This window comes from Nocardia sp. CDC160 (assembly GCF_035818795.1).
Classification (GTDB): Bacteria; Actinomycetota; Actinomycetes; order Mycobacteriales; family Mycobacteriaceae; genus Nocardia.
In genome coordinates this window covers 53413-73408 of the sequence record NZ_JAYKYT010000006.1, presented here as the reverse complement: position 1 = coordinate 73408, position 19996 = coordinate 53413, and the positions used below count along the sequence as shown (strand labels likewise).

Genomic DNA, 19996 nt, shown 5'->3' with positions numbered 1-19996 from the left:
TAGCGGTGGTCGGAGCCGCGCCCACCGTTCAGAGCGCTATGCGCACGACCAGTACTTACGCCGGAGACCTCGTACCAGCGCACGGGTGTGAACTCGCGACGCGCCACTCACTGGGAGAAGGCCAGTGTCGACATGCCCTGCGATTTGCCTAGTGCTCTGGCGGTTAGTTAAGGAGTTCGACTGCGGTGGCCGCAATCAATATCTGTCTTGTCGTATTGGCTGCTTTGCATGTCCTTGCTGCCGTAATTGTGAGCATAGAGGTGTTCACCGGGCGGACAGGTTTGCGCTGGAATGAATATTCGGCCGCAGGCATGGTCTTATGGGGCAGTCTGCTCGGCATCACAGGAACGGGTACCGTGCGGCTCTTTCTCCTGTTGATCCAGTTGTCGGTAGACCCAGTCACACTGGTGCTGCTGTGGGTCGTCGGCATCCTTGGGTTCGTCCGGACCGTACCCGGTCTCGTTCGGCAGTACGAGGGATGGGACTGTGTCATTCGCCGGCGCTGGCACCGCGGCGGGACTATTCTTACGCGCCCGTTACCACCGAACCCGCCATTCGTCACCATCGAGGTACCCGTCCATGCCGAACCGCCGGATATTGTGATCGCCACACTCGACCATCTCAGCCAGTTGGACTATCCGGCGTTCGACGTGCTTGTGATCGACAACAACACCGCGGACCCAGCACTGTGGCGGCCGATCGAAGACCACTGTGAACGGCTCGGTCCCCGCTTTCGATTCGTCCACGTCGAGGGCATCAGCGGCGCCAAAGCCGGCGCCTTGAATTGGGCACGCCCGCTCGTTAATCCGCGGACCGCGTTGATCGCGCTCGTCGATGCGGACTACCAGGTGGATCCGCGATGGCTGCGCGACACCGTCGGGCAGTTCGATGACCCGGATCTCGGTTTCGTCCAGTCTCCACACGCATACCGGGACTTCGAGCATTCCGGATTCCAGCGCATGGTGAACGCGGGATACCAGTGGGCGCAGGCGACCGAGATGGTGTCCCGGGACGAGAAGGGTGCCGGAATCACGGTAGGGACGGTGTCACTGATCCGGCTCACCGCCTTGGACGAAGTCGGTGGCTGGGCCGAGTGGTGTATGACCGAGGATTCGGAATTCGCCATTCGCGTCCACGCGGCCGGGTGGCAGTCACTATTCGTACCCCGTGTGTACGGGCGCGGACTCATCCCGCAAACGTTCTCGGAACTGAAGAAGCAGCGCTACCGCTGGACCTATGGACCCGGTCAGGAATTCAAAAGGCACTGGCGGCTGTTTGTTCCCGGGCCGTGGCGGCGACCGTCGCGTCTGACGCGGACCCAGCGCTGGCGACACGGAAACTACGACCTTGTCATTCTCACGGTAGGCGTGGGTGTTCTCTCGCTGCCTATCAGCGGAGCACTGCTGATTTCCATGGCCATGTCCGGCAACGTACCGCCGGTCATCCCGTCTGTCCTTATCGGAACTGTCGCCATTCTCGTCGCCCGACGACTCATCCGGTGGGCGATCTACCGGAAGGTCATCGGCACCGACAATCGCACCACCCTGGGCGGGATGATCGCGCTCATGGCCGTCACACCGACCATAACCGGCGCCGGGCTGGATGTGCTGCTCGGCCGCCGCACCTCGTTCCAGCGAACCGACAAATTCGACCAGCAACCCAGCCTGCGACGTGCACTAGCAAGTGCCCGCACCGAGACAGGCTTGGCAATCTGCTGTCTGACCGCGGCCATCCTCGTCCCCATCCTGCTTCCCCCCGAGGTCGGGACCTACCTCCTCACCTTGTCCTTCGTGTGGCTCACCGTGCTCCACAGCACCGCGCTGGCCCTTGCGATCCGCGCAGAATTCGACCTGGCAAACAACCCGATCGCAGTGCGGTGCGGTTGCAAGAGCGGTTCAGTATCCGGCAAACACGAAGGAGACCAACGCAAAATCCAGGGCTTGGGAGGTGAAGAATTGCCACAGGGGTCGTCACGATCGCGGTTGTTGCGTTCCACGTCTAATTATCCTGGGGCCGATGTGCGCGGTGATGCCGATACCGTAGAGCTGTGAACGTGTGCATTGACGCTGGAAAGCCGTGGTCTGGCCACCGGTCGGCCCTCGGCCCCCGATCGAGTCCGCCTGGGCGTACGTTCGGATTGCTGGATGCCGCCCCTACGGCCAGAGTTATATGATTTAGCGGCCAAGCGGAACTTTAGAACCGACTTTCAAGCACTGCCTTGTCGTCTTCATGGCAGAGGGATCATCCATAACATGGGTGGCGTAGTAGGAAAACCGCTGCACAGAATGAATACGTGCCCGCCGAGGGAAAAGACCCTGTGTTCCCCTCGGCGGGCACGTTCGCAGCTCGACAACCTGCGGCAAAGGTCGTGTCGACTGCTTCAGCAGCGAGTCCGCATGCCTACGCTGCATAGACAATGCTGGCTAGATAGGGATTGCTAGGTGCATCCGGGGCTTACCTACCGCAACGAGCCGTGATTACGGAGTGATGCTCAGTCGGTATCCGCGGCGTGCAGCTCAGCCTCGCGGGTATCCCTTCTATTCGGCCTTGTATTCGACTTGGCAGTCACCGTTGGTGTAGTTGGGGCCGGAGCCATGATTGGCGATTCCTAGGACCAGCGGTATGCGACCGGGTCCGGTGGCGAGGTTCGGAATAGTGAGTACGTTGTCCGAGCCCTGGACTTTGGCGGACGTTTCGTCTTGCCCGTTCTTGCCAGTGTCGAGGTTCGACCAGGTCACCTGAAAGCGCTGGTCATAGGGTGTCTGCGACTTCGCGTCAGTGTGTGCTGTCAGGGTGAACCTGCCGACGCCGGTCGGCCTGACGAATACCTCGGTCGAAGCGGTGATGGTGAAGTCATCCGGTGTCGGGTACGTGATCGTGCAGAGCTTCTCCGGCTTTGAGTCTGGGGAGGCCAAGGCGCCGGGGACACCGACAAGCGTCCCGGTCGAGCAGGAGATCGCCACGATGGTTGCAATCCGAGAATAGGTACGAGAATTCATAGTTCGATCTTGCCAGGGATGCCTCAAAGACCTGAAATCGGCGCGCTCGGGAGTGATTTGTTATAAGTATCTTGTAGGTATGCCACCTACGGTTAGTTGGTTTTCTCGAACGCTGCTTTAGGTATGAACATGGATGCGCCGTGAGTACCTAGGTTCCCAAACTCAAGCGTGTTGCTATCGTCGAATCGTAGTCGCTCGAGTTGAGGTACAGATTTCATGGTGCTGCGGAATCTCGGTGGCCTCGCGAAGCGGCCGTTGTTCACGGTGTGTGCCGTGATTGTTTGTGTGACCTCCGGTGTGATCTACAGCATCGGCATTGCTCTCGACAGACTTCGGCAAGTTTTTTATCCAATAAGTGGACTTTGATCCACCATCGGGTTCTCTTTGGGGACGAGGTCTCCTGTGATGTCATCTAGCACCTTCTGCTCACGAGCATGTCGCTTGGTAATGCCGCCGCACCCACAACGATCGCTGCGAAAGAGGGATCAATGCGCAGAAGTTTTCGGTTAGCCACGTTTATGGCCGTCGCAGTCGCTCCTGCTTGCTTGCTCGGCGCAGGCATCGCCACTGCCGATGATTGGCCACAGTCGGGGGTCGACGACGTCACTGTGTACGTCACGACTCCGTCCGAACTTGACTTCTGGAATCCTGGTGCAAGGAAGATTCGGGTTGTGTCGCCATACGGTAAGAACGCGCCGATCGGGTGCTGGAGCTTCCACGGACAGTCGGCGGCTTGTTGGCAGCTTGATCCCACCGGCAAAGCGCACCAATTGACCTGGCAGGACGTGCCCATCCTCGGGCAAGTCTTCTTCTATTGATCACTCGGGGAGTTGGCCACTCCCGAGCCGAGCACTATATCCAAGTTCCCTGGACCGAGGGCGTCGCTAGTCAGCCAAAGGGCTAGGTGGCGTTTGGAGGTAGGTCGCGTGGAGGGGTCGCGGAGACGATGGCCCCTCCACGCTCGAGCTGGAAGTCGCTGTCCGCTTTGGCAGATTCCTAGTCACCTCCGCCGCGACGGGAGCACCCATAACCTGATGGTGAACGGTCGAAACCGCCGACCAAAATGAACACGTGCCCGCCGAGCGAACAGAACCTGTGCGTTCCCCCCTCGGCGGGCACGTTCGCAGCCTAGCGACCCGCGGGTAGGTCATATGCCGACTGCACGCGCAGCGAGTCCGCATGCCTACGCTGCAAAAGCAATTCTTGCTAGTTAGGGAGGGTCAGGTGCATCCGGGGCTTACCTACCGGCAAACCGTTGTCGCCGAACATACTTTGTTCAGCTGGTCTCAATTGGTCAGTCGGCCGGCGGCTCGGTGGCTCACGGGAAGGTGAGGTACTCCAGGTGGTGCAGCGATGGCCCCCGTCGCGTCGGAGTGATGCTCAGTCGGTCTCGGAGGCAGAAACTCAGCCTCGCGGGCCGTGGGCGTGAGCTATGGATGCGTGATGGATACCTAGGCTCCCAGGCTCAAGCGTGATGTAGTCGTCGAATCGGAGCGCTCGAGTTGAGGTGCAGATTTCGTGATGCTGTGACATCTCGGTGGCTTTGTGAAGCGGCCGTTGTTCACGGTGTGTCGTGGTTGTTTGTGTGGGCAGTGCGAAGTCTATCGCCATGAATGAATTTGGCAGCTACCGCTTGAGAACCCCCGATTGGGGTCCATTCCCAAATGGGAAGGGAGCGAGTCGATCTAGCGATATCCGTTGGCGTAAACGGTGACTCGGATCACCGTCCGGGGCCCTAGGGTTCACGCGATCGGACTGGGCGCTCGCGAAAATGGTTGCAGCGCAGGGTATCTGCCAGGACTAGGTGTCTCGCGGCAAGCGTCGCTGGTGTCGGTATAGTGCTCCCACTATCTACGGAGTTTGTTTTTATGGCTGAAAACCTTGAGGCGCATTTGTTCGACGAGATTTATCTCGACAACCCTCGGCCACTGTATTCGAAAATGCGGGCTCGGGGTCGGATAGTTCGGAGTGCGGCATTTCCTCCCAATAAATATTGGTTGGTCACTGGTCACGACGAAGCTACTCGGATAGTCCGGAACCACAAGGCCTTCGGAAAGGCCGGCTACTGGGATCTGATGGAAGAACAGCTGGGGCCAGAAGGGCGTGCGCCGATCGCGATGTTGCGGAAGTGGATGTCGCAGCTCGACCCGCCGGACCATACTCCGATCAGGTCGGCGTTTGCGGCGACTTTCACGCCGCGAGCCATCCAGGACTTCGATCCCATCATCGAGGCTGTCGTCGCCGACGCGATGACAGCCATCCAGGGTGCCGATCAACCGGTTGACCTGATGCCGTCATTGGCCTACGAGGTCCCGATCCTTGTGATCTGCGAGATCCTCGGGGTGCCCGGCGGTGACCGCGCCGCCTTCAAGCGCTGGTCCTCAGATCTGGTGCGGCTGTTCGAACCCGGAGTGTCCGCCGAACCTCTGCTCGAGTGTGGGCGAGCCGTCGAAGAGTTCTCTGCGTATCTGTCCGATCTCATCGACGACAGGCAGTGCGCGCCACGCAATGACATCACCACGAAGCTGGTCCTCGACAACCTGAACTTCAGAAGCGAAAGCGGCCGTCAGGCCTTGATCGCCAACCTCATGCTGCTGGTGTGGGCCGGCCACGAGACCACCATGAACTTGATCGGCAATGGGCTACTGGCCTTCGCGCGTAACCCGCGCGCAGTAGAGGCGCTAGTGAACGAACCCGATCTGATGCCCAACGCTGTCGAGGAGGTCCTGCGCTACGAGGGCCCGATCCGGACCACCTCGCGTATCGCCCACGAGCCGGTTGTCGTCGGTGACATGCAGATCTCTCCAGGTGACATGGTGGTGGTCCTGCAGCAGGCCGCGAACGGTGATCCGCTGGTTTTCGCCGACGGTGACCGATTCGACGTGCGCCGTGAGAACGCGAGGTCGCATCTCGGCTTCGGTGGCGGCATCCACTTCTGCCTTGGCGCCTCGCTCGCTCGGGCCGAAGCATCGGTCGTATTCCGTGAATATTTCCGGCGATTCGGAGTCCCTCGAGTGGTCGACGAAACACCGGACTGGAACCGAAGCCTCTTCATTCGCGGCCTGAACTCACTAGGGGTCGTGCTGTGACGGTTATTCGCAAGGAGTGCCGATGGCACAGGTAAATCAAGAGGATCGAAGCGCTGCAGACGTTTTCGACCCGTTCGCCCAGGACTTTCTGCGCGATCCGTATCCGCACTATCACAAGCTGCGGGCGCACTCGCCCACATTCTTCCATCCCCAGCTGAACGCGTGGTTGATCTCGGGATATCGTGAGCTCGATGACTTGCTGCGCTCGAACAACCTCGGGCGTGGCGATGAGATGCGCTTCTTCGGCAACTTCGCCGAAGGCGGGGGAGTGGACCGTGTCTCGGTGGACTGGATCTTCTACAAGGACCCGCCGGACCACACACGCCTCCGCCGGATCTTTGCGCAGGCATTCACCCCGCGACGGGTCGAATCCCTGCGGACCTACACCCGTGACGTCGTCGACAGCCTGCTCGACAACCTCGAACATGACAACGACTTCATACGTGTGGTTGCCGACCAGCTGCCGGTGAAGATTATTTGCCGAATGTTGGGCGTGCCCGAGACGCTGCATGAGGAAGCGAAGGTCCGTTCCTCGGCGCTGGTTCCGCTGCTGGATCCCTTGATCTCGGACGCGCAGCTCGAGGCTGCCGAAGCTGCTTCCAGTTGGTTTCTCGAACTGTTCGGGCAAATTGTCGAGCAGAAGGCTCTACAGCCCGGGCATGACCTGATATCCGCGCTTTTGGAAGCAGAAGCCGATGGTGAGCGACTCACTCGCGCCGAGATCATCGGGAACGTGGTGTTCCTGTTTGCCGCCGGACACGAGACAACGACGAGCACCATCGGCAGCACTCTGGTCGCATTGCTACGCAATCCCGGCCAGCTGCAACTGTTACTGCAGGAGCCCGGGCTTGCTGTAGGAGCCATTGCCGAATCGGTGCGCTGGGATTCGCCGGTCCAGTACGTCGGGAGACTGGTCACCAAGGATTTCACCTACGAAGGTGTGGAATTCCTTGCTGGACAACGGATTATGGGCATGATCGGCGCAGCCAACCGTGACCCGCGCCAGTTCCCCGACCCGGACCGGTACGTGATCACTCGTGACGAAGGCAAGTCCATTGCTTTCGGTTCGGGGATCCACTTCTGCATGGGAGCGGCGCTCGCGCGCATGGAAGCCGAGATCACGCTCGACCGCGTCTTCACGCAATACCCCCGAATCAGCTTGCTGTCAGAGCCCGTACAAGGCGACCGCTTCGCCATGCGGTCGTACTCGACGCTGGAGGTCGAGATCAGATGACTGCACTCGAGGAAACCGCAACGCCTGTCGCGGCTACGCTCGCCGAAATTGACCGCATCATCGATGAATCAGGTTATGTGAAGCACTCTTTCACTCGCTCGCTGCTGGGCGGTGACATCAGCAGCGACGGCCTGCGCGACTGGGCGGTGCAAAAATACTTCCAGACGTACGAACAAAATCGCGGCTTCTCTGCCATCCACTCGATCAGTCCCTACGAGGATGTGCGCCAGTGGCAGATCGGCCAGCTCATCGCCGAGGAGACCACCCTGGAAGACGGCAGTGACGCCCATTACCGGCTCATGGCCCGCTTCGCCCGCGCCATCGGCGCTCAGGACGCGGATTTCGACCGCAACCGCATGGCCCCGCAGGTGGGCCGGTTTATCGACTACCTTATGAGCGTCTGCCGCGACAGGCACTTCGTATACGGTCTGCTGGCGTTCTATGTGAACGAACGCCAGACGCCGGCCGCCGCGCAGAAGATGTTCGACCACCTGACCAACACACTCGGGATCAGCGACCATGACGCCGAATGGTTCTCAGTGCACGGTGAGGTCGACGTACACCACTCCGAGGGTGCGCGCAGGCTCATCGCCAAATATGCAACGGAAGCCCCGGATTTCGAGACCGAAGCACTGGTCGTGGTGCGCGAAGGCATCGCGCAGTGGCAGGCTCTCCAGGACTTCTACTACGGAGTCGCGACCGGTGCCGCCACTATGCAGGCCGGCGACAGCGGGGCAGCGTGATGACGCTGACCGCATGGATCGACAACCCGGTCACCGATCGAGGGCTCAGCTTCTGGAAGGGTGAGCGCTGGGAGCGGTTCACCTACGCCGAGCTCGCCGCGGGTGTGCGCGCGAAGGCTACTGAATTCCGAAGTGCCGGAGTCGAATCCGGTGAAGTCGTGCCGGTGGTGCTGGGGCAGAGCCCGGAATTCATACTCAGCTTCTTCGGCCTCCTTTGGGCCGGGGCCATCCCGACCGTGCTGCCCGTGCCCAAGTCGCTCGGCGGTAGCAGTGGATATACACAGTTCATCGTCGGCCTTGCCGGCGTGGGCGGCGTCCGACACTTCGTCGCCGAGCCGCGCTACCGCGGAACCCTCAGCGCTGCCTTCGATTCCTCGGGCCGTGTGGTGGAGGCTTTGGAACCGGGCTGGTGTTCCTGCGCTGGTTCTGTGGCGACCCCGAACACGGGTACCGCTATCATGCAGTTCACCTCTGGGTCGCGGGGAAACCCCAAGGGACTGCGCATCACGCATGGCAACGTGGAGGCCAACCTCGCGATGATTCGCGAATGGTTGTCCCTCGGTGACCATGTCGGCGTCTCGTGGCTGCCGCTGTACCACGACATGGGGCTGATCGGAGGCTTGCTGTCACCCGTCACCGTTCAGGCCGAGCACAAGATGATGTCGCCCAGCGACTTCGTGCGTGAGCCGCTGCGCTGGCTACTCGAATACGGACGTCACCCTTTCGCCGTGATGTTCATGCCCAACTTCGGCTTCGAATGGGTGGTCAATCTAGTGCGGCCCGAGCAGTTGAAAGGCTGCGACTTCTCCTCGCTTCGTTCGGTGATCAGTGGCGCGGAACGTGTGCAACTGGATTCGATTTCGCAATTCGGCGCGCTCCTCGAGCCCCACGGCTTCAAGTTCACCGCACTCACCCCGGCCTACGGGTTGGCGGAAGGCACCCTGGCCGTTACTGGTGTGAGGCCTGGCCAGATCACCCGCGCCGTCGACCTTGGCCGCACTGCCGTGCCGTTCGGCAGTCGCGTGGAGATCGGTCAGGAGGTCGAGATCAGTGGTGCACAGCCGCTTCGAGCTGGATGGCTGGTCAGCTGTGGCACACCACTGGCAGGGGTGGAGTTGAGTATTCGCGACCTGAAGCAGCAACCCATGCCTGAGCGATCGGTGGGTGAAGTGTGGGTGCGCGCCGAATCGGTCGCGGAGTCCTACTCCACCGAGGACGGCCCGCTCGACACCGATCGAGTCGACGGCTGGCTGCGCACCGGGGATAGCGGATTCGTACACGACGACGAACTGTATGTGGTGGGTCGGATCGGTGATTCGATCAAGATCCGCGGTGAGTCCATCCACATGGAGGACCTCGAAGGCCAGTTGGTAGACATCCTGCGGCCCAGCTTGTTTCGGCGATCGTGTGTGGTTGGCTCCGCATCGGAGGGGCAGCCGGTGGTGACAGTGGTGACGGAGTTCGTCCTGGAACCCGCAGAGCGCGCCACCATCGGGGAGATCCTTACCGGCATCCTCGGTACTACCGTGGAATTGCGGTGGCTGCAGCTGGATCCGGGTGAGTTGCCGATGACCACCAGCGGAAAGCCTCGACGGCGCGAGGTGTGGTTGCGCCATCTCGCTGCCTCGATTGTTCCGCCGACGTTGAATGCCGGGTGAGTCATGTACAAGTCAGTGCAGGCTGTCTTGCTGCGGTGCGAATCCGCTTGGTGGATGACCCGAATCTATTTGTCGAACATCAACGTTTGGCCGGCTTTCATGGGCTGGGCGGCCGCCGAGGTGACCGGCGTGGGCGGCAACGCGCCGCGCGACATCGTGTTGTTGGCGGTTTTCTGCGCGTTGTCGGGCGGCAGTCTGTTCATCGTCAACGACATCCTCGACGAAGAGGGCGATCACGTCACTGCGCCGTATCTGCCGCTGCCCTCGGGGATCATCACACGCAGAGCGAGCTGGGCCTGGGCGGCGGTCTATCTGACCGTTGCCTTCTTGGTGCTGGGCTTCGCCGCACACACCGTGGCGAGGTTCATGCTCGCGGTGGGAATCATGCTGGGCGCGGTGGTCGCGTCGGTAGCGTACTCGAAGGTCAAAGACGACGGGATCGTGGCTTCGGTCATGGTCACCATTCCACAGACGGTTCCCGCAGTAATCGCATGGCTCTTCGCCGGCGGTGGCGCATGGTGGGCGCTGGCTTCGATCATCTGCTACTGCGTTTTTGCCTGTATTTCCAATAACATTCTGGCGGCCCTGCGTGATGTGGACTTGGACGCCTCGGTCGGGAACATGACCGTCGCCATCCGGCTGGGCGCACCGGCCGCATATCGGCTGGCCGCGATGCTGGGTTTCGCGAGCGCGATTCCGGTCGTTGTGAGCGGCATCATTCGTGGCACGTGGTGGTGGTTGCCGTTCGAGGTCTTCGGCCTGGGCGTCATGGCAGCGAACTACCGCTCGACATATCGCGCGATGTGTGAACCCGACCGGGGTCGGCTGGCCCGGATGGCCGATATGAAGCGGTTCAAGAGCGGTGAGTTCTGGCGGCACGCAGGGATGGTCGCCGTCTTCTCGCCCGTGACCGCGCTGATCGCTGGTGCAGTGATGTTCACCCTCCTGCGCGGCGGCGGCCGCGTCTACGCCAAACGCGTAGTGGGCGGCGGGATTCGGCGTCACCAGCAAACACTCGGCGAGGGGACCGCGACTACCGCGGGCCTCGTCGCCGTCGACAAGTTGAAGCGGTCATGAGATACGCCGGACAGGAGGGCGAGCAGGAGCGCGCCCGCCTGGATACGCTCATCGCCGCAGCCTGCGACCGTTACGGTGCCAATGCCGAGCGCGACGGGCTGTTCCCCCGCGAATTCGTCGAAGACCTCGCGACGGCGGGACTGTTCCGTCGACGCTGGCCGGACGAGACACCGACCGGTGATCCAATTCTCGGGTTGCTCATCGCTGAGCGCGTAGCCAACCAAGGCATGCTTGGGTTGTCGGTCGGGTTGAGCCTGCAATTGGAGACCTGTGCCTCCGCACTGCGGCGCTTTGGCGGCAATGACTACCACCGCAAGCTCTGGAACGGTGTGCTAGACGGCACTACGATCGGAGCGTTCGGTGCCTCCGAACCTGTCGGTGGGTCGGACCTGCTGGGCATCAGTACGAGGATCACGCCGCTCGGCGACGGCCGCGTGCGGGTGTGCGGGGAGAAGAAGTACCTCTCACTGGGCGAGGTCTGTGATTTCGCGATCGTCCTGGGCAAGTACGCGGTGGACGACGAGCAGCCGCCGCTGCTCACGACGGTGCTGGTGCCCGCGAGTGAAATCCGCACCGTGAAAAAGCATTCCAAGGTGGGCACGTCCTGCCTGGACACCTCGTGGGTGCGCATCGACGCCGTACTGGACTCTGAGGCGATCCTGGGGCGCATCGGCGGCGGGTTGGCAGTTGCCTCCTGGGCCCTCATGCACGAGCGGCTGTCGGTGGTGGCTCAGGCAGTCGGCGGCTGTCGGTATGCCCTTGGTTTGGCGACCGCGCACGCGCAAAGCCGCCAGCAGTTCGGCACTGCTCTGATCAACCATCAAGCGCTGCGGCTGCGGCTGGCCGAACTGGCGGCCAAGGTGACGGTGTTGGAATTCGCCGTTTATGGTGCGGGCGAACGATTGGCGGCGGGAAGCGGTTGCTCGGCACGAGATGTTGCCGGTCTGAAGGTGACCGCAGCACGGCTGTGCGAGCGCGTTATGAGCGAGTGCATGCACATCTTCGGTGGTTCCGGCTATCTCGAGGATGAGACGCCCATGAGTCGACTATGGCGCGATGCGCGACTTGCGCGCCTCGGCGGTGGCAGCGATGAGATGATGCTGGAAATGGTTGCGGGGGACCTGCGCGCCGACTCACGGTACGACACGCGAGTGTCGCTGTCATGACGGTTCTAGTGTCCGGTCTCAGCGGTCAGTTGGGTCACGCCATCGCTGGTGTGACGCCCGCGCGCCTGATCGGGTTGGTACGCCCATCAGTCGGAGCCACTCGGTTACGGCGGCGGATCGAATCACGCCAGGGTGCAATCGAATTGGTCACCGGTGATATCTCCGTCAAGCATTGGGGTGTCGAGGAGCAGGTGCTGGAGCGTCTCGCTCACGAGGTGACCTGCGTCGTGAACTGCGCCGGCAGCACCGATTGGATGGGAACCGCGGAGTCGCTGCAGACGAGCAACGTGGCCGGTGCGGTGCACGGGGTCGGATTCGCTCGACGATTGAGTGACATATCCGGTCGCTCGATTCCGTACCTGCATACTTCTACGACCTACGTAGCGGGCTCGGCGGTGGGCACCGTGCCAGAGACTCGACTGGCTGCCGGTGGTGATCGTACCCGCTACGAGCATTTCAAATGGGTTGGCGAGGAAGCGGTGCTGCGTGCCGCCCGCACCCTCGAGGTTCCGGTGTTGATCGCGAGATTTCCTGCGCTCCTCGGGGATTCGACTACCGGCGAGACCCTCTACAAGAATTCGCTCTACCTGTTGGCGGAGCGGTGGAATGACATTCCGCTAGGACTGCTGCCCGCTATGCACAACGCTCGGGTGGATTGCATGCCGCGTGACAAGGCCGCGGAAATATTGCTCGCCGTCGCGGAAGGTCTTGCGGCGCAAGCGGTGCCGTCGGGAATCGAGTTCGTCCACATTGCCAATGGTGCGCAAGCGCCTACGCTGCGAGCGCTGGTGGAGGCCGGCCGCATGGTCGATCCCTATGCCTTCGACCGGTGGATCCGGATCATGCCCGCCAGCAGGAACCAGGTGGTCAACGCCTCTGCGCTGGGCGAGCGGTTCGCTCGGTTGGACGGCCGCTGGCAGAACGCGCTGATCGGTTTGCGCTACATCGGACTCGATCGCATCTTCGACCGATCAGCACTGCGCACCGCGCTAGATGCCCACGGCAAGGTAGCGATACCGCCGGTGTCGCTGGAAACGGCGGCACGCTTGACGTTCGGGCTCGATGGAATCCGGGAATCGATCAGTGCGCCTAAACACCGTCCACTCGCGAGGTTTCGAGCATGAGAGTTGCTGTCATCGGCGGCAGTGGATACCTGGGCGCGCTGATCGCCGACAGGTGTCAGGAACGCGGGCACAGCGTCGTCGCATTGTCACGCCATCGAGGGGTCGGGACCTGGGAGCATCAGCAGTGCGATGTGACTGTGCCCGGATTTGGTGCCGACCGCGCTCGCGCCGTCATCGCCGAGGCCGACGTGTGTGTCCTCGCTGCGGGCAGTGTGTCGTGGCAGTCCAACAGCACTGAGAGTTTGCAGGTGCACGATCGAGGCGTCGCGGCGTTGCTGCAGTTGGTGGAGTCGGTGGCCAATCCGCCTCGCGTCGTGCATGTTTCCTCGATCCTGGCACTGGGAGAGCCGGACAAGGCTGTCGCCAGCGACCAGTTGTTCGTAGGCCAGCGGTTTCGCAACTGGTACGAATACGGGAAATACGTCGCTGAGCATCGGGTGCGGCAATCGGCCACTCAGCACAACATCGTCCGGTTCGGACCCCTGTTGGGCTTGGGTTACGACGCAACCATTCCTGATATCCGATACGGTCTGCCTGCCTTGTTCCCGATGGCCCTTGCGGGGTATCCGATTCCGATCACCGACGGTGGGCACTACCCCTGTTACGTGGGTGATGTGCTCGGCGCCGCGGAACTGGTCGCCGACATGGCGGAGTGGACCGAGTTTGGACGCACCATAACCTGGTTCGATCCGCAGAATCCGAGCCTGTCCGAGATCCTGACGCGGATCTGCCTGCCCTTCGGCAAATACCCGAGAATCATCAAGGCCGACACCGGCCGTGCCGAATGGCTCGTACGTACCCTAATGCGCCGTATCGGGACCGATGCGAACCTCACCGATTACGCCCACCGCTGGGTCGATGTCGACGCTCGCGCGGATACGGAGGTCACTCGGGGGGTGCGTTGCCGCGAGGGCTACATCCAGCAGATGAGCGCCGCCATGGCTGGACAATCCTGGTCTCGACCCGAACACATCGACGCGAGGTACACGCATGCGTGAATCTGAAAGGCTCAGCGTCGTAGGTCCTCTCGACACCGATCCGCACCCTGCTTTTCGAAGCTACTCGGCGGGCAACTTCGGTGAGGTTGCTCCGGAACGGCTTTCGCCCTTCTCGTGGTCGTTGGTGGGAACCCCGATGGAAGCCGCCACTCGGCGACTCACCGAGAAGATGTGGGGGGCGCGGTCGTGGACGACCGGCGAACGCTACACCTTCCTCGGGTACTTCAAATGCCGTCCCTATCACAACTATTCGGCATATGCGCAGATTGCTGCATCGGTGCCTGGGGTGACGGCTGATGACGTCGGCCTGGCGTACTTCGAGGGCGTTCCCGCACCTGCCTCGTACGGGGCGCTGGCCGAGAACAAGATCAATCAGGTGCGGGGTGTCGTGCGGATGGGCCGGGAGGTCGCGCTGGGCGTGGTGCGCATCAGGAATCTGGAAGAACGTCTCATCGACCTCGAGGCTCGGATCGTCCTCTCCGGCGCATACAGTGCGTCCTCGCTGGCGCGAGAAGCGACGACGTTGATCCGGTCCTGCTGGTACGAACATATTCTCTCCACGACCAGCCTGGTGCCGCTGGCGCGTTACCAGGACAAGATCCTCGAACGCGTCTGCGACGAACCGGACGAAGTGATCGCGCTGTTGACCCGACCCAGCGAGTTGGTGTGGAAACGATTGCACCGGCTCGCCGTCACAGGGGAGACCAACTCAGCGGAATTCCTGCACTACCCGTTCTACGAAGTCGCGCACCAGCATTCGATCTGGTCCAAGTACTCCTACCGCCATCAGGTCGAGACGGAGGGGACAGAGTGCTACGAATCGTTCCTTGCGCCGGCCGATGCGCTTGCGGGCATGTACCAGGGCGCGCGCTACCGGGTCATGGCAAGTGTGACCAAGACCGTCGCGGAGACCATGGCCTGTCGCGAGCACTCGAAATCGCTGGTGATGAGGGTGCTGCATGCTTTTCGCACGCTCGCGCCGCTAGTGGCGGCCGAGAGGGCAGTGCCAGAGGATCTGTGGCCGTTCCTTACTGTCGGAGAACTGCTCGATGACGTTGAGGGCGCGCTAGCCGACGTTGCGGCCGAGCGAGTCCAACTGTGCCAGGAAGCGCTCGCGGTAAGTCTGCCCGAGAATATCGAGATCGCCGGTGACGGAGAGATTTTCGAGCCGCTCTCGGCGGCCGTGCGGGTGCAGCCGCGCGGGGTGTCGGGCGGGTTTGCTAGCGGTATCGCGGTGCGTCCCAACGAGAACGTCCCCGACGAGGATTTCGTCGTCGTGTGTGAGGCCGCCGACGCCGATGTGGTTCCGCTGCTACGGTTCGCGGCCGGTGCGGTCAGCCGCCGAGGCAGCGCCATGTCTCATTTGGCGATTCTCTGCCGTGAGTACGGCATCCCTTGCGTTGTCGGCGCGGACATCGAAGCAATTCCCTCCGGCGTCGTCATAGCGATCGACGGTGGAACAGGAAAGGTGAAGATTCATGACTGAGAGCAGGGCCGACCTCCGCGATATCGCGAAGGCATACACCGAGGTGACTCGCATCGCCCGTGATCTGCGGCCCGACGATTCGTTTGTCAAAGACCTGGGCGTGGATTCTGTCGCGGCCATCGAGTTGATGGGTGTGCTCGAGGACCGGTTCGGCGTCAGCCTGATCGACAATCCTCGTATCTTCACGGCTGATACCGTGCAGCAGCTGCTCGATCTGATCAACGACCTACGATCGGCAGTCCAGCATGACGAATGAGGTCGATCGCGAAATCGGGCTTGCTGCAGCCATTCTCTCCGAGAAGGTCGCCCGGCGTGTGGTTCCCGGTGAGGTGGTGGAGTGTGATGTCGACATCGCCCTGACCCACGACGTCCTCGGTCCGCCGACATTCCGGGAGTTCGCCAAACTTGGAGTGCCCGTATGGAATCCGGACCGAGTCTTCTTGGCTATCGATCACTTTGTGCCCGCGGCGAATACTGCCCAGGCTGCCAACAATGCGTTCCTGACAGAGATCGCCGAGCGGCACGGCATCGTGAACCGCGCCTTCTACGACGGCCCCAGCCATCAGACGCTGCTGGAAAGCGGCCTGGTCCAGCCGGGTTCGGTGGTAGTGGGCACCGACTCCCATACCTGCACCGCGGGGGTGCTGGGCTCCTTTGCCACCGGTATCGGAACAACCGAAATGGTCTCGGTGCTCGCGCTCGGCCGACTGTGGCTCAAAGTGCCCGAGTCGGTCCGGGTTCGGCTCCAAGGGCGGTTGCCCGACGGCGTGTACGCCAAAGATGTCGTCCTGTCCCTGCTCGCCCGGTTCGGCACCTCCGAATTCACCTACCGCTCATTGGAATTCGTTGGAGAAGGCGTAGAAACCATGTCGCTGGATGAGCGCACGGTCTTCTCGAACATGGCCGTCGAGCTCGGAGCCAAGGTGGGACTATTCGGTGGCCCAGAGCTGGATGGTCTCGTCCGTCGCTGGGGGGCCGCGCCCACGGAGTCGGGCGTGGGTGTGATCGATCAGGTGGATATCGACCTGTCCGAACAGGTTCCGATGTGCGCCCTGCCGCACAATCCCGCCAACTCGAAGCCCATCGTACAAGTCGAGCCGGTTGCGGTACAGCAGGCGTTCATTGGCTCGTGCACCGGTGGCCGATACGACGACTTCGTGCAAGCCGCACGAATCCTCAACGGGCGCAGAGTCAATGACAAGACACGGTTCATCGTGGTCCCGGCCTCACGACGGGTCTACCGGCGCATGCTCCTAGACGGCCTGGTCAACGTCTTCGTTGATGCCGGCGCCATCGTGCAGAGCCCCAGCTGCGGTCCCTGCGCCGGGCTGCAGAACGGCGTACTCGGTGACGGTGAAGTCTCGATCGCCGCGTCGAACAGAAACTTCCAGGGGCGTATGGGAAATCCCGCGGCCTCGGTATACCTGGCCTCGCCCGCCGCGGTCGCCGCTGCCGCGGTCGCCGGACGGATCGTGGACCCCCGCGAGTTCTTGGAGACACGATGATCATCGAAATAGCCTCTACAGCGCGGCGCTGGCGTCTCGGTGACAATGTTGACACCGACATCCTCTATCCGGGCCGCTTCATGACACTCGCCTCGGAATCTCCTCGAGCCGCGCTCGAGGGTCTCAAGGCGTTGCACCCCGCCATTGCCGAACAGTTCACACCTGGCGACATCATCGTGGCCGGAAGGAATTTCGGGTGCGGCTCCAGTCGGGAATACGCCGCCACTGCCCTGCGTGACTTGCAGGTCCCGATAGTGGTTGCGACGTCATTCTCCAGGATCTTTTACCGCAACGCCTTCAATGTCGGCCTGCCGGTACTCGAGTGCCCAGACGTGAATTCGCTCCCGGACAGTGGTGGAATCACGATCGACCTGGCCACCGGGGTCATCGAGACGAGTGCTGGCGAACTGAGATGCCCGACCGTTCCGGGCTTCTTGATCGAACTGTTGGAAGGCGGCGGCCTACTCGAACGCCTCAAGACCCGTCTGGAAGTGGGGCCCCATGTTTGACACGCCTGCAGACGCGGCACTACACGTCATCAGATTGCGGGCCGGTTTGGGTGTCGAACCCCTAGCCGAGATCCTCGGCGTGACACCGCAGGAGGCGCAGGTCCTGGTCGACAGAATTCGCGAAGCTGGTCTGGTACGGGGGGTCCGCGGAAGCTGGATCGTAACGTCGGATGGAATCGCCGCCGATGACGCAGCCGTCGATCGGTGGCGGCACTGCGCCGAGCCGCGCGACCTCGAGCTCGTCGAACAGTTCGACGGCTCGTTCATCGGACCGAACGAGGCTGTCAAGGCGACGATCTCGCGCTGGCAGTCACACCGAGGAACCCTCTCCACGGCCGAGATCGCCGCCGAGTTGCACGAGGCCGTCAATCAACTCGCCTTTCCCCCCGATGCCGACAATGCGGTCTCCAGGGTGTTCGACGACTACCGCGGGCGACTTCTGAAGCTGCTCGATCGTGCTGCAGAAGGCGACGATTCGGCCATCTCCGGAATCCGGGCCGAATCCTTCCATCGGGTGTGGATGGAGCTGCATGCCGAGCTCCTGCAACTGAGCGGTCGGGCGAGAACTGCGGCCGACGGTTACTGATGATCGGCACACGTTCTGAGGAGGAACTCGCATGACTGAGATATGCGCGATTGCCGACATTGCCAATTCCGGTGCGGCACTGAGTGATATCGCAGCGCAGTTTGGCGGGAAGGCCGCCGGACTGGTCCGGCTTCGGCGTGCCGGCGTCCCGACGCCGCCGACATGGTTCGTGACATCGACGGTCCCCGCTGACACCCTCGACACCAACCTGCTCGACCCGATGGTGCAACGTTGGGCGGTCCGCTCGTCGGCGACCGTGGAGGACGGCGGACAGCGCTCGTATGCGGGTCTTTTCAGTTCTGAGCTGGCAGTCGACAGCAGAGCAGTGCCTGCCGCACTGTGTCGGGTGAGGGCATCGGGGGCTAATGCTCGCGTTGACGCTGTCCACGACAGCGCTGTGCATGGCCCGATTCCCGTTGTGCTGCAGCCCTATTTCGAGGCACAAGCTGCTGGGGTCTGGATAGGCGACGGCGCGGGCGGCGGGATTCTCGAATGGTCCTCCTCGGGCAATGACGCCGTGGTCGCAGGACGGGTCACGCCAACACGCGAGATCTGGCGACGAAGGAAGCTGGTCGACGGCGACCGCCTCATGGTCGAGGGACAGGCTGTGGCTGCGCGATGTCTGACGATCGAAGAGGCCGTCGTAGGCGCGAGCGACATCGAATTCTGCATCGCCGATGGCCGCGTCGTCTGGCTGCAATGTCGACCCTCAACCGCCCAGATTCCAAGCAACATTGCACCGAGTCCTCCGACTCGCGACGCTGGGATTGTGGCGGGAATACCTGCATCCGGGGGAATTCGCACGGGAAGACCTAGGGTCATGGATTCGCCCGAAGATGCAGATTGGGAGCCCGGCGACATTCTTGTCGTGCGCTTCACCTCGATCGACTGGGTGCCAATCATGGCAGAGGCATCGGCGGTGGTCACCGATATTGGCGGTGCGCTGAGCCATGCCGCGATAATTGCTCGCGAACTGGGAATTCCTTGTGTAACAGGGACATCGACCGGCACAACACTGCTTCGCTCGCTCGACGCTGTTACGGTCGACGGCGACGCTGGACAGGTCCGGCTGAACACCTGATGGACGGAGGCATCGAAATCATGCGCAAAGTTATTGTGAGTGGTGGCGGCTCGGGAATGGGCCGTGCGGTCACGGAAGATTTCGTAAAGCGCGGCGACTCCGTGCTTATCCTTGGGCGACGTGCTGATCGGTTGGAAAAGGTAGCCGAAGAACTCGGTCCAACTGTCGAATTCAAATCCTGTGATTTGACCAACCCTGACGATGTTGCGCGGTCGCTTGAAGGCTGTTCATCGTTTGATGTACTGGTCAACTGCGCCGGTGGGAAATCTCATACAACCGGCACCGACCTGAATTCGGTCCATAAGCGCTGGCTGGAGGACTTCTCGACGAATGTGCTGACAGCTGTGCTTCTCACAGAGGCCGTCCTGCCCTTGCTCACGAAGGGGAATCCCCGCCTCATCACCGTGAGTTCGATCGCGGCCCTGCGAGGTAATGACTCCTACGGGGCGGCGAAGGCGGCACTACACGGTTGGAACCATTCGATGGTTGCGCGTATGGCGGAACTTGGAGGCACCGCGAACATCGTGGTGCCCGGCTACACCTACGGCACTGAGTTCTTCGGTGGTGGGGAACCATCAAAGGCTGAACTGTCGCGACGGGCCGCGGAATCTCCCCTCGGGCGCTTCGGCGAAATCGATGATGTGGTCGGCGCCATCGCGTACCTTTCGTCCGCTCAGGCCGGATTCGTTACCGGCCAATTCCTGGGAGTCAATGGTGGGGCCGTACTCGGCCGGTGACCCG

Annotated in this window: 17 protein-coding genes; 16 read left to right on the top strand and 1 reads right to left on the bottom strand. The window is 62.0% G+C overall.

Going from position 1 to position 19996, the window contains the following annotated elements:
* Positions 1-185 precede the first annotated feature (185 nt).
* Positions 186-2051 carry a glycosyltransferase gene (locus VMT40_RS31685; protein WP_326362883.1) on the top strand — a complete coding sequence of 622 codons (1866 nt, stop codon included), beginning with the start codon at positions 186-188 and terminating at the stop codon, positions 2049-2051.
* A gap of 486 nt (positions 2052-2537) precedes the next feature.
* On the opposite strand, the gene VMT40_RS31680 is transcribed toward VMT40_RS31685, so the two are convergent.
* Positions 2538-2999, bottom strand: a complete 462-nt coding sequence (locus tag VMT40_RS31680; protein WP_326362880.1) for a hypothetical protein — start codon at positions 2997-2999, stop codon at positions 2538-2540.
* Positions 3000-5074: 2075 nt separating this feature from the next.
* Between VMT40_RS31680 and VMT40_RS31675 the strand changes: the two genes are divergently transcribed.
* The 15 genes from VMT40_RS31675 to VMT40_RS31605 are packed head-to-tail and all read left to right on the top strand — an operon-like array spanning position 5075 to position 19992.
* Positions 5075-6088 carry a cytochrome P450 gene (locus VMT40_RS31675; protein WP_326362879.1) on the top strand — a complete coding sequence of 338 codons (1014 nt, stop codon included), beginning with the start codon at positions 5075-5077 and terminating at the stop codon, positions 6086-6088.
* 22 nt (positions 6089-6110) lie between these two features.
* On the top strand, positions 6111-7322 hold the full coding sequence (locus tag VMT40_RS31670) for a cytochrome P450 (RefSeq protein ID WP_326362878.1): 1212 nt from the start codon (positions 6111-6113) through the stop codon (positions 7320-7322).
* A complete protein-coding gene (locus VMT40_RS31665) occupies positions 7319-8065 on the top strand; it encodes a TenA family transcriptional regulator (RefSeq protein ID WP_326362877.1) in 747 nt (248 codons plus the stop codon). Before VMT40_RS31670 ends, VMT40_RS31665 begins: the two co-directional genes overlap by 4 nt.
* Positions 8065-9723, top strand: coding sequence for an AMP-binding protein (locus VMT40_RS31660; RefSeq protein WP_326362875.1), 1659 nt, complete (start codon positions 8065-8067; stop codon positions 9721-9723). The genes VMT40_RS31665 and VMT40_RS31660 overlap by 1 nt, the downstream gene beginning before the upstream one ends.
* A 54-nt stretch (positions 9724-9777) precedes the next feature.
* Positions 9778-10800, top strand: a complete 1023-nt coding sequence (locus VMT40_RS31655; RefSeq protein WP_326362874.1) for a UbiA prenyltransferase family protein — start codon at positions 9778-9780, stop codon at positions 10798-10800.
* Positions 10797-11966, top strand: a complete 1170-nt coding sequence (locus tag VMT40_RS31650; protein WP_326362872.1) for an acyl-CoA dehydrogenase family protein — start codon at positions 10797-10799, stop codon at positions 11964-11966. The genes VMT40_RS31655 and VMT40_RS31650 overlap by 4 nt, the downstream gene beginning before the upstream one ends.
* A complete protein-coding gene (locus VMT40_RS31645) occupies positions 11963-13090 on the top strand; it encodes an SDR family oxidoreductase (RefSeq protein ID WP_326362870.1) in 1128 nt (375 codons plus the stop codon). The genes VMT40_RS31650 and VMT40_RS31645 overlap by 4 nt, the downstream gene beginning before the upstream one ends.
* Entirely contained in the window at positions 13087-14088 is a 1002-nt protein-coding gene (locus tag VMT40_RS31640) for an NAD-dependent epimerase/dehydratase family protein (protein ID WP_326362868.1), read from the top strand. Before VMT40_RS31645 ends, VMT40_RS31640 begins: the two co-directional genes overlap by 4 nt.
* Positions 14081-15574, top strand: a complete 1494-nt coding sequence (locus tag VMT40_RS31635) for a PEP-utilizing enzyme (protein ID WP_326362866.1) — start codon at positions 14081-14083, stop codon at positions 15572-15574. The genes VMT40_RS31640 and VMT40_RS31635 overlap by 8 nt, the downstream gene beginning before the upstream one ends.
* Complete coding sequence (locus tag VMT40_RS31630; protein WP_326362864.1) at positions 15567-15830, top strand: acyl carrier protein; 264 nt, start codon at positions 15567-15569, stop codon at positions 15828-15830. The genes VMT40_RS31635 and VMT40_RS31630 overlap by 8 nt, the downstream gene beginning before the upstream one ends.
* On the top strand, positions 15820-17079 hold the full coding sequence (locus VMT40_RS31625; RefSeq protein ID WP_326362863.1) for a 3-isopropylmalate dehydratase/homoaconitate hydratase family large subunit: 1260 nt from the start codon (positions 15820-15822) through the stop codon (positions 17077-17079). Before VMT40_RS31630 ends, VMT40_RS31625 begins: the two co-directional genes overlap by 11 nt.
* Positions 17076-17588, top strand: a complete 513-nt coding sequence (locus VMT40_RS31620) for a LeuD/DmdB family oxidoreductase small subunit (RefSeq protein ID WP_326362862.1) — start codon at positions 17076-17078, stop codon at positions 17586-17588. The genes VMT40_RS31625 and VMT40_RS31620 overlap by 4 nt, the downstream gene beginning before the upstream one ends.
* Positions 17589-17634: 46 nt before the next feature.
* On the top strand, positions 17635-18174 hold the full coding sequence (locus tag VMT40_RS31615) for a hypothetical protein (RefSeq protein WP_326362860.1): 540 nt from the start codon (positions 17635-17637) through the stop codon (positions 18172-18174).
* A gap of 31 nt (positions 18175-18205) precedes the next feature.
* A complete protein-coding gene (locus tag VMT40_RS31610) occupies positions 18206-19255 on the top strand; it encodes a PEP-utilizing enzyme (protein WP_326362859.1) in 1050 nt (349 codons plus the stop codon).
* On the top strand, positions 19255-19992 hold the full coding sequence (locus tag VMT40_RS31605; protein ID WP_326362857.1) for an SDR family NAD(P)-dependent oxidoreductase: 738 nt from the start codon (positions 19255-19257) through the stop codon (positions 19990-19992). Before VMT40_RS31610 ends, VMT40_RS31605 begins: the two co-directional genes overlap by 1 nt.
* Positions 19993-19996 lie beyond the last annotated feature (4 nt).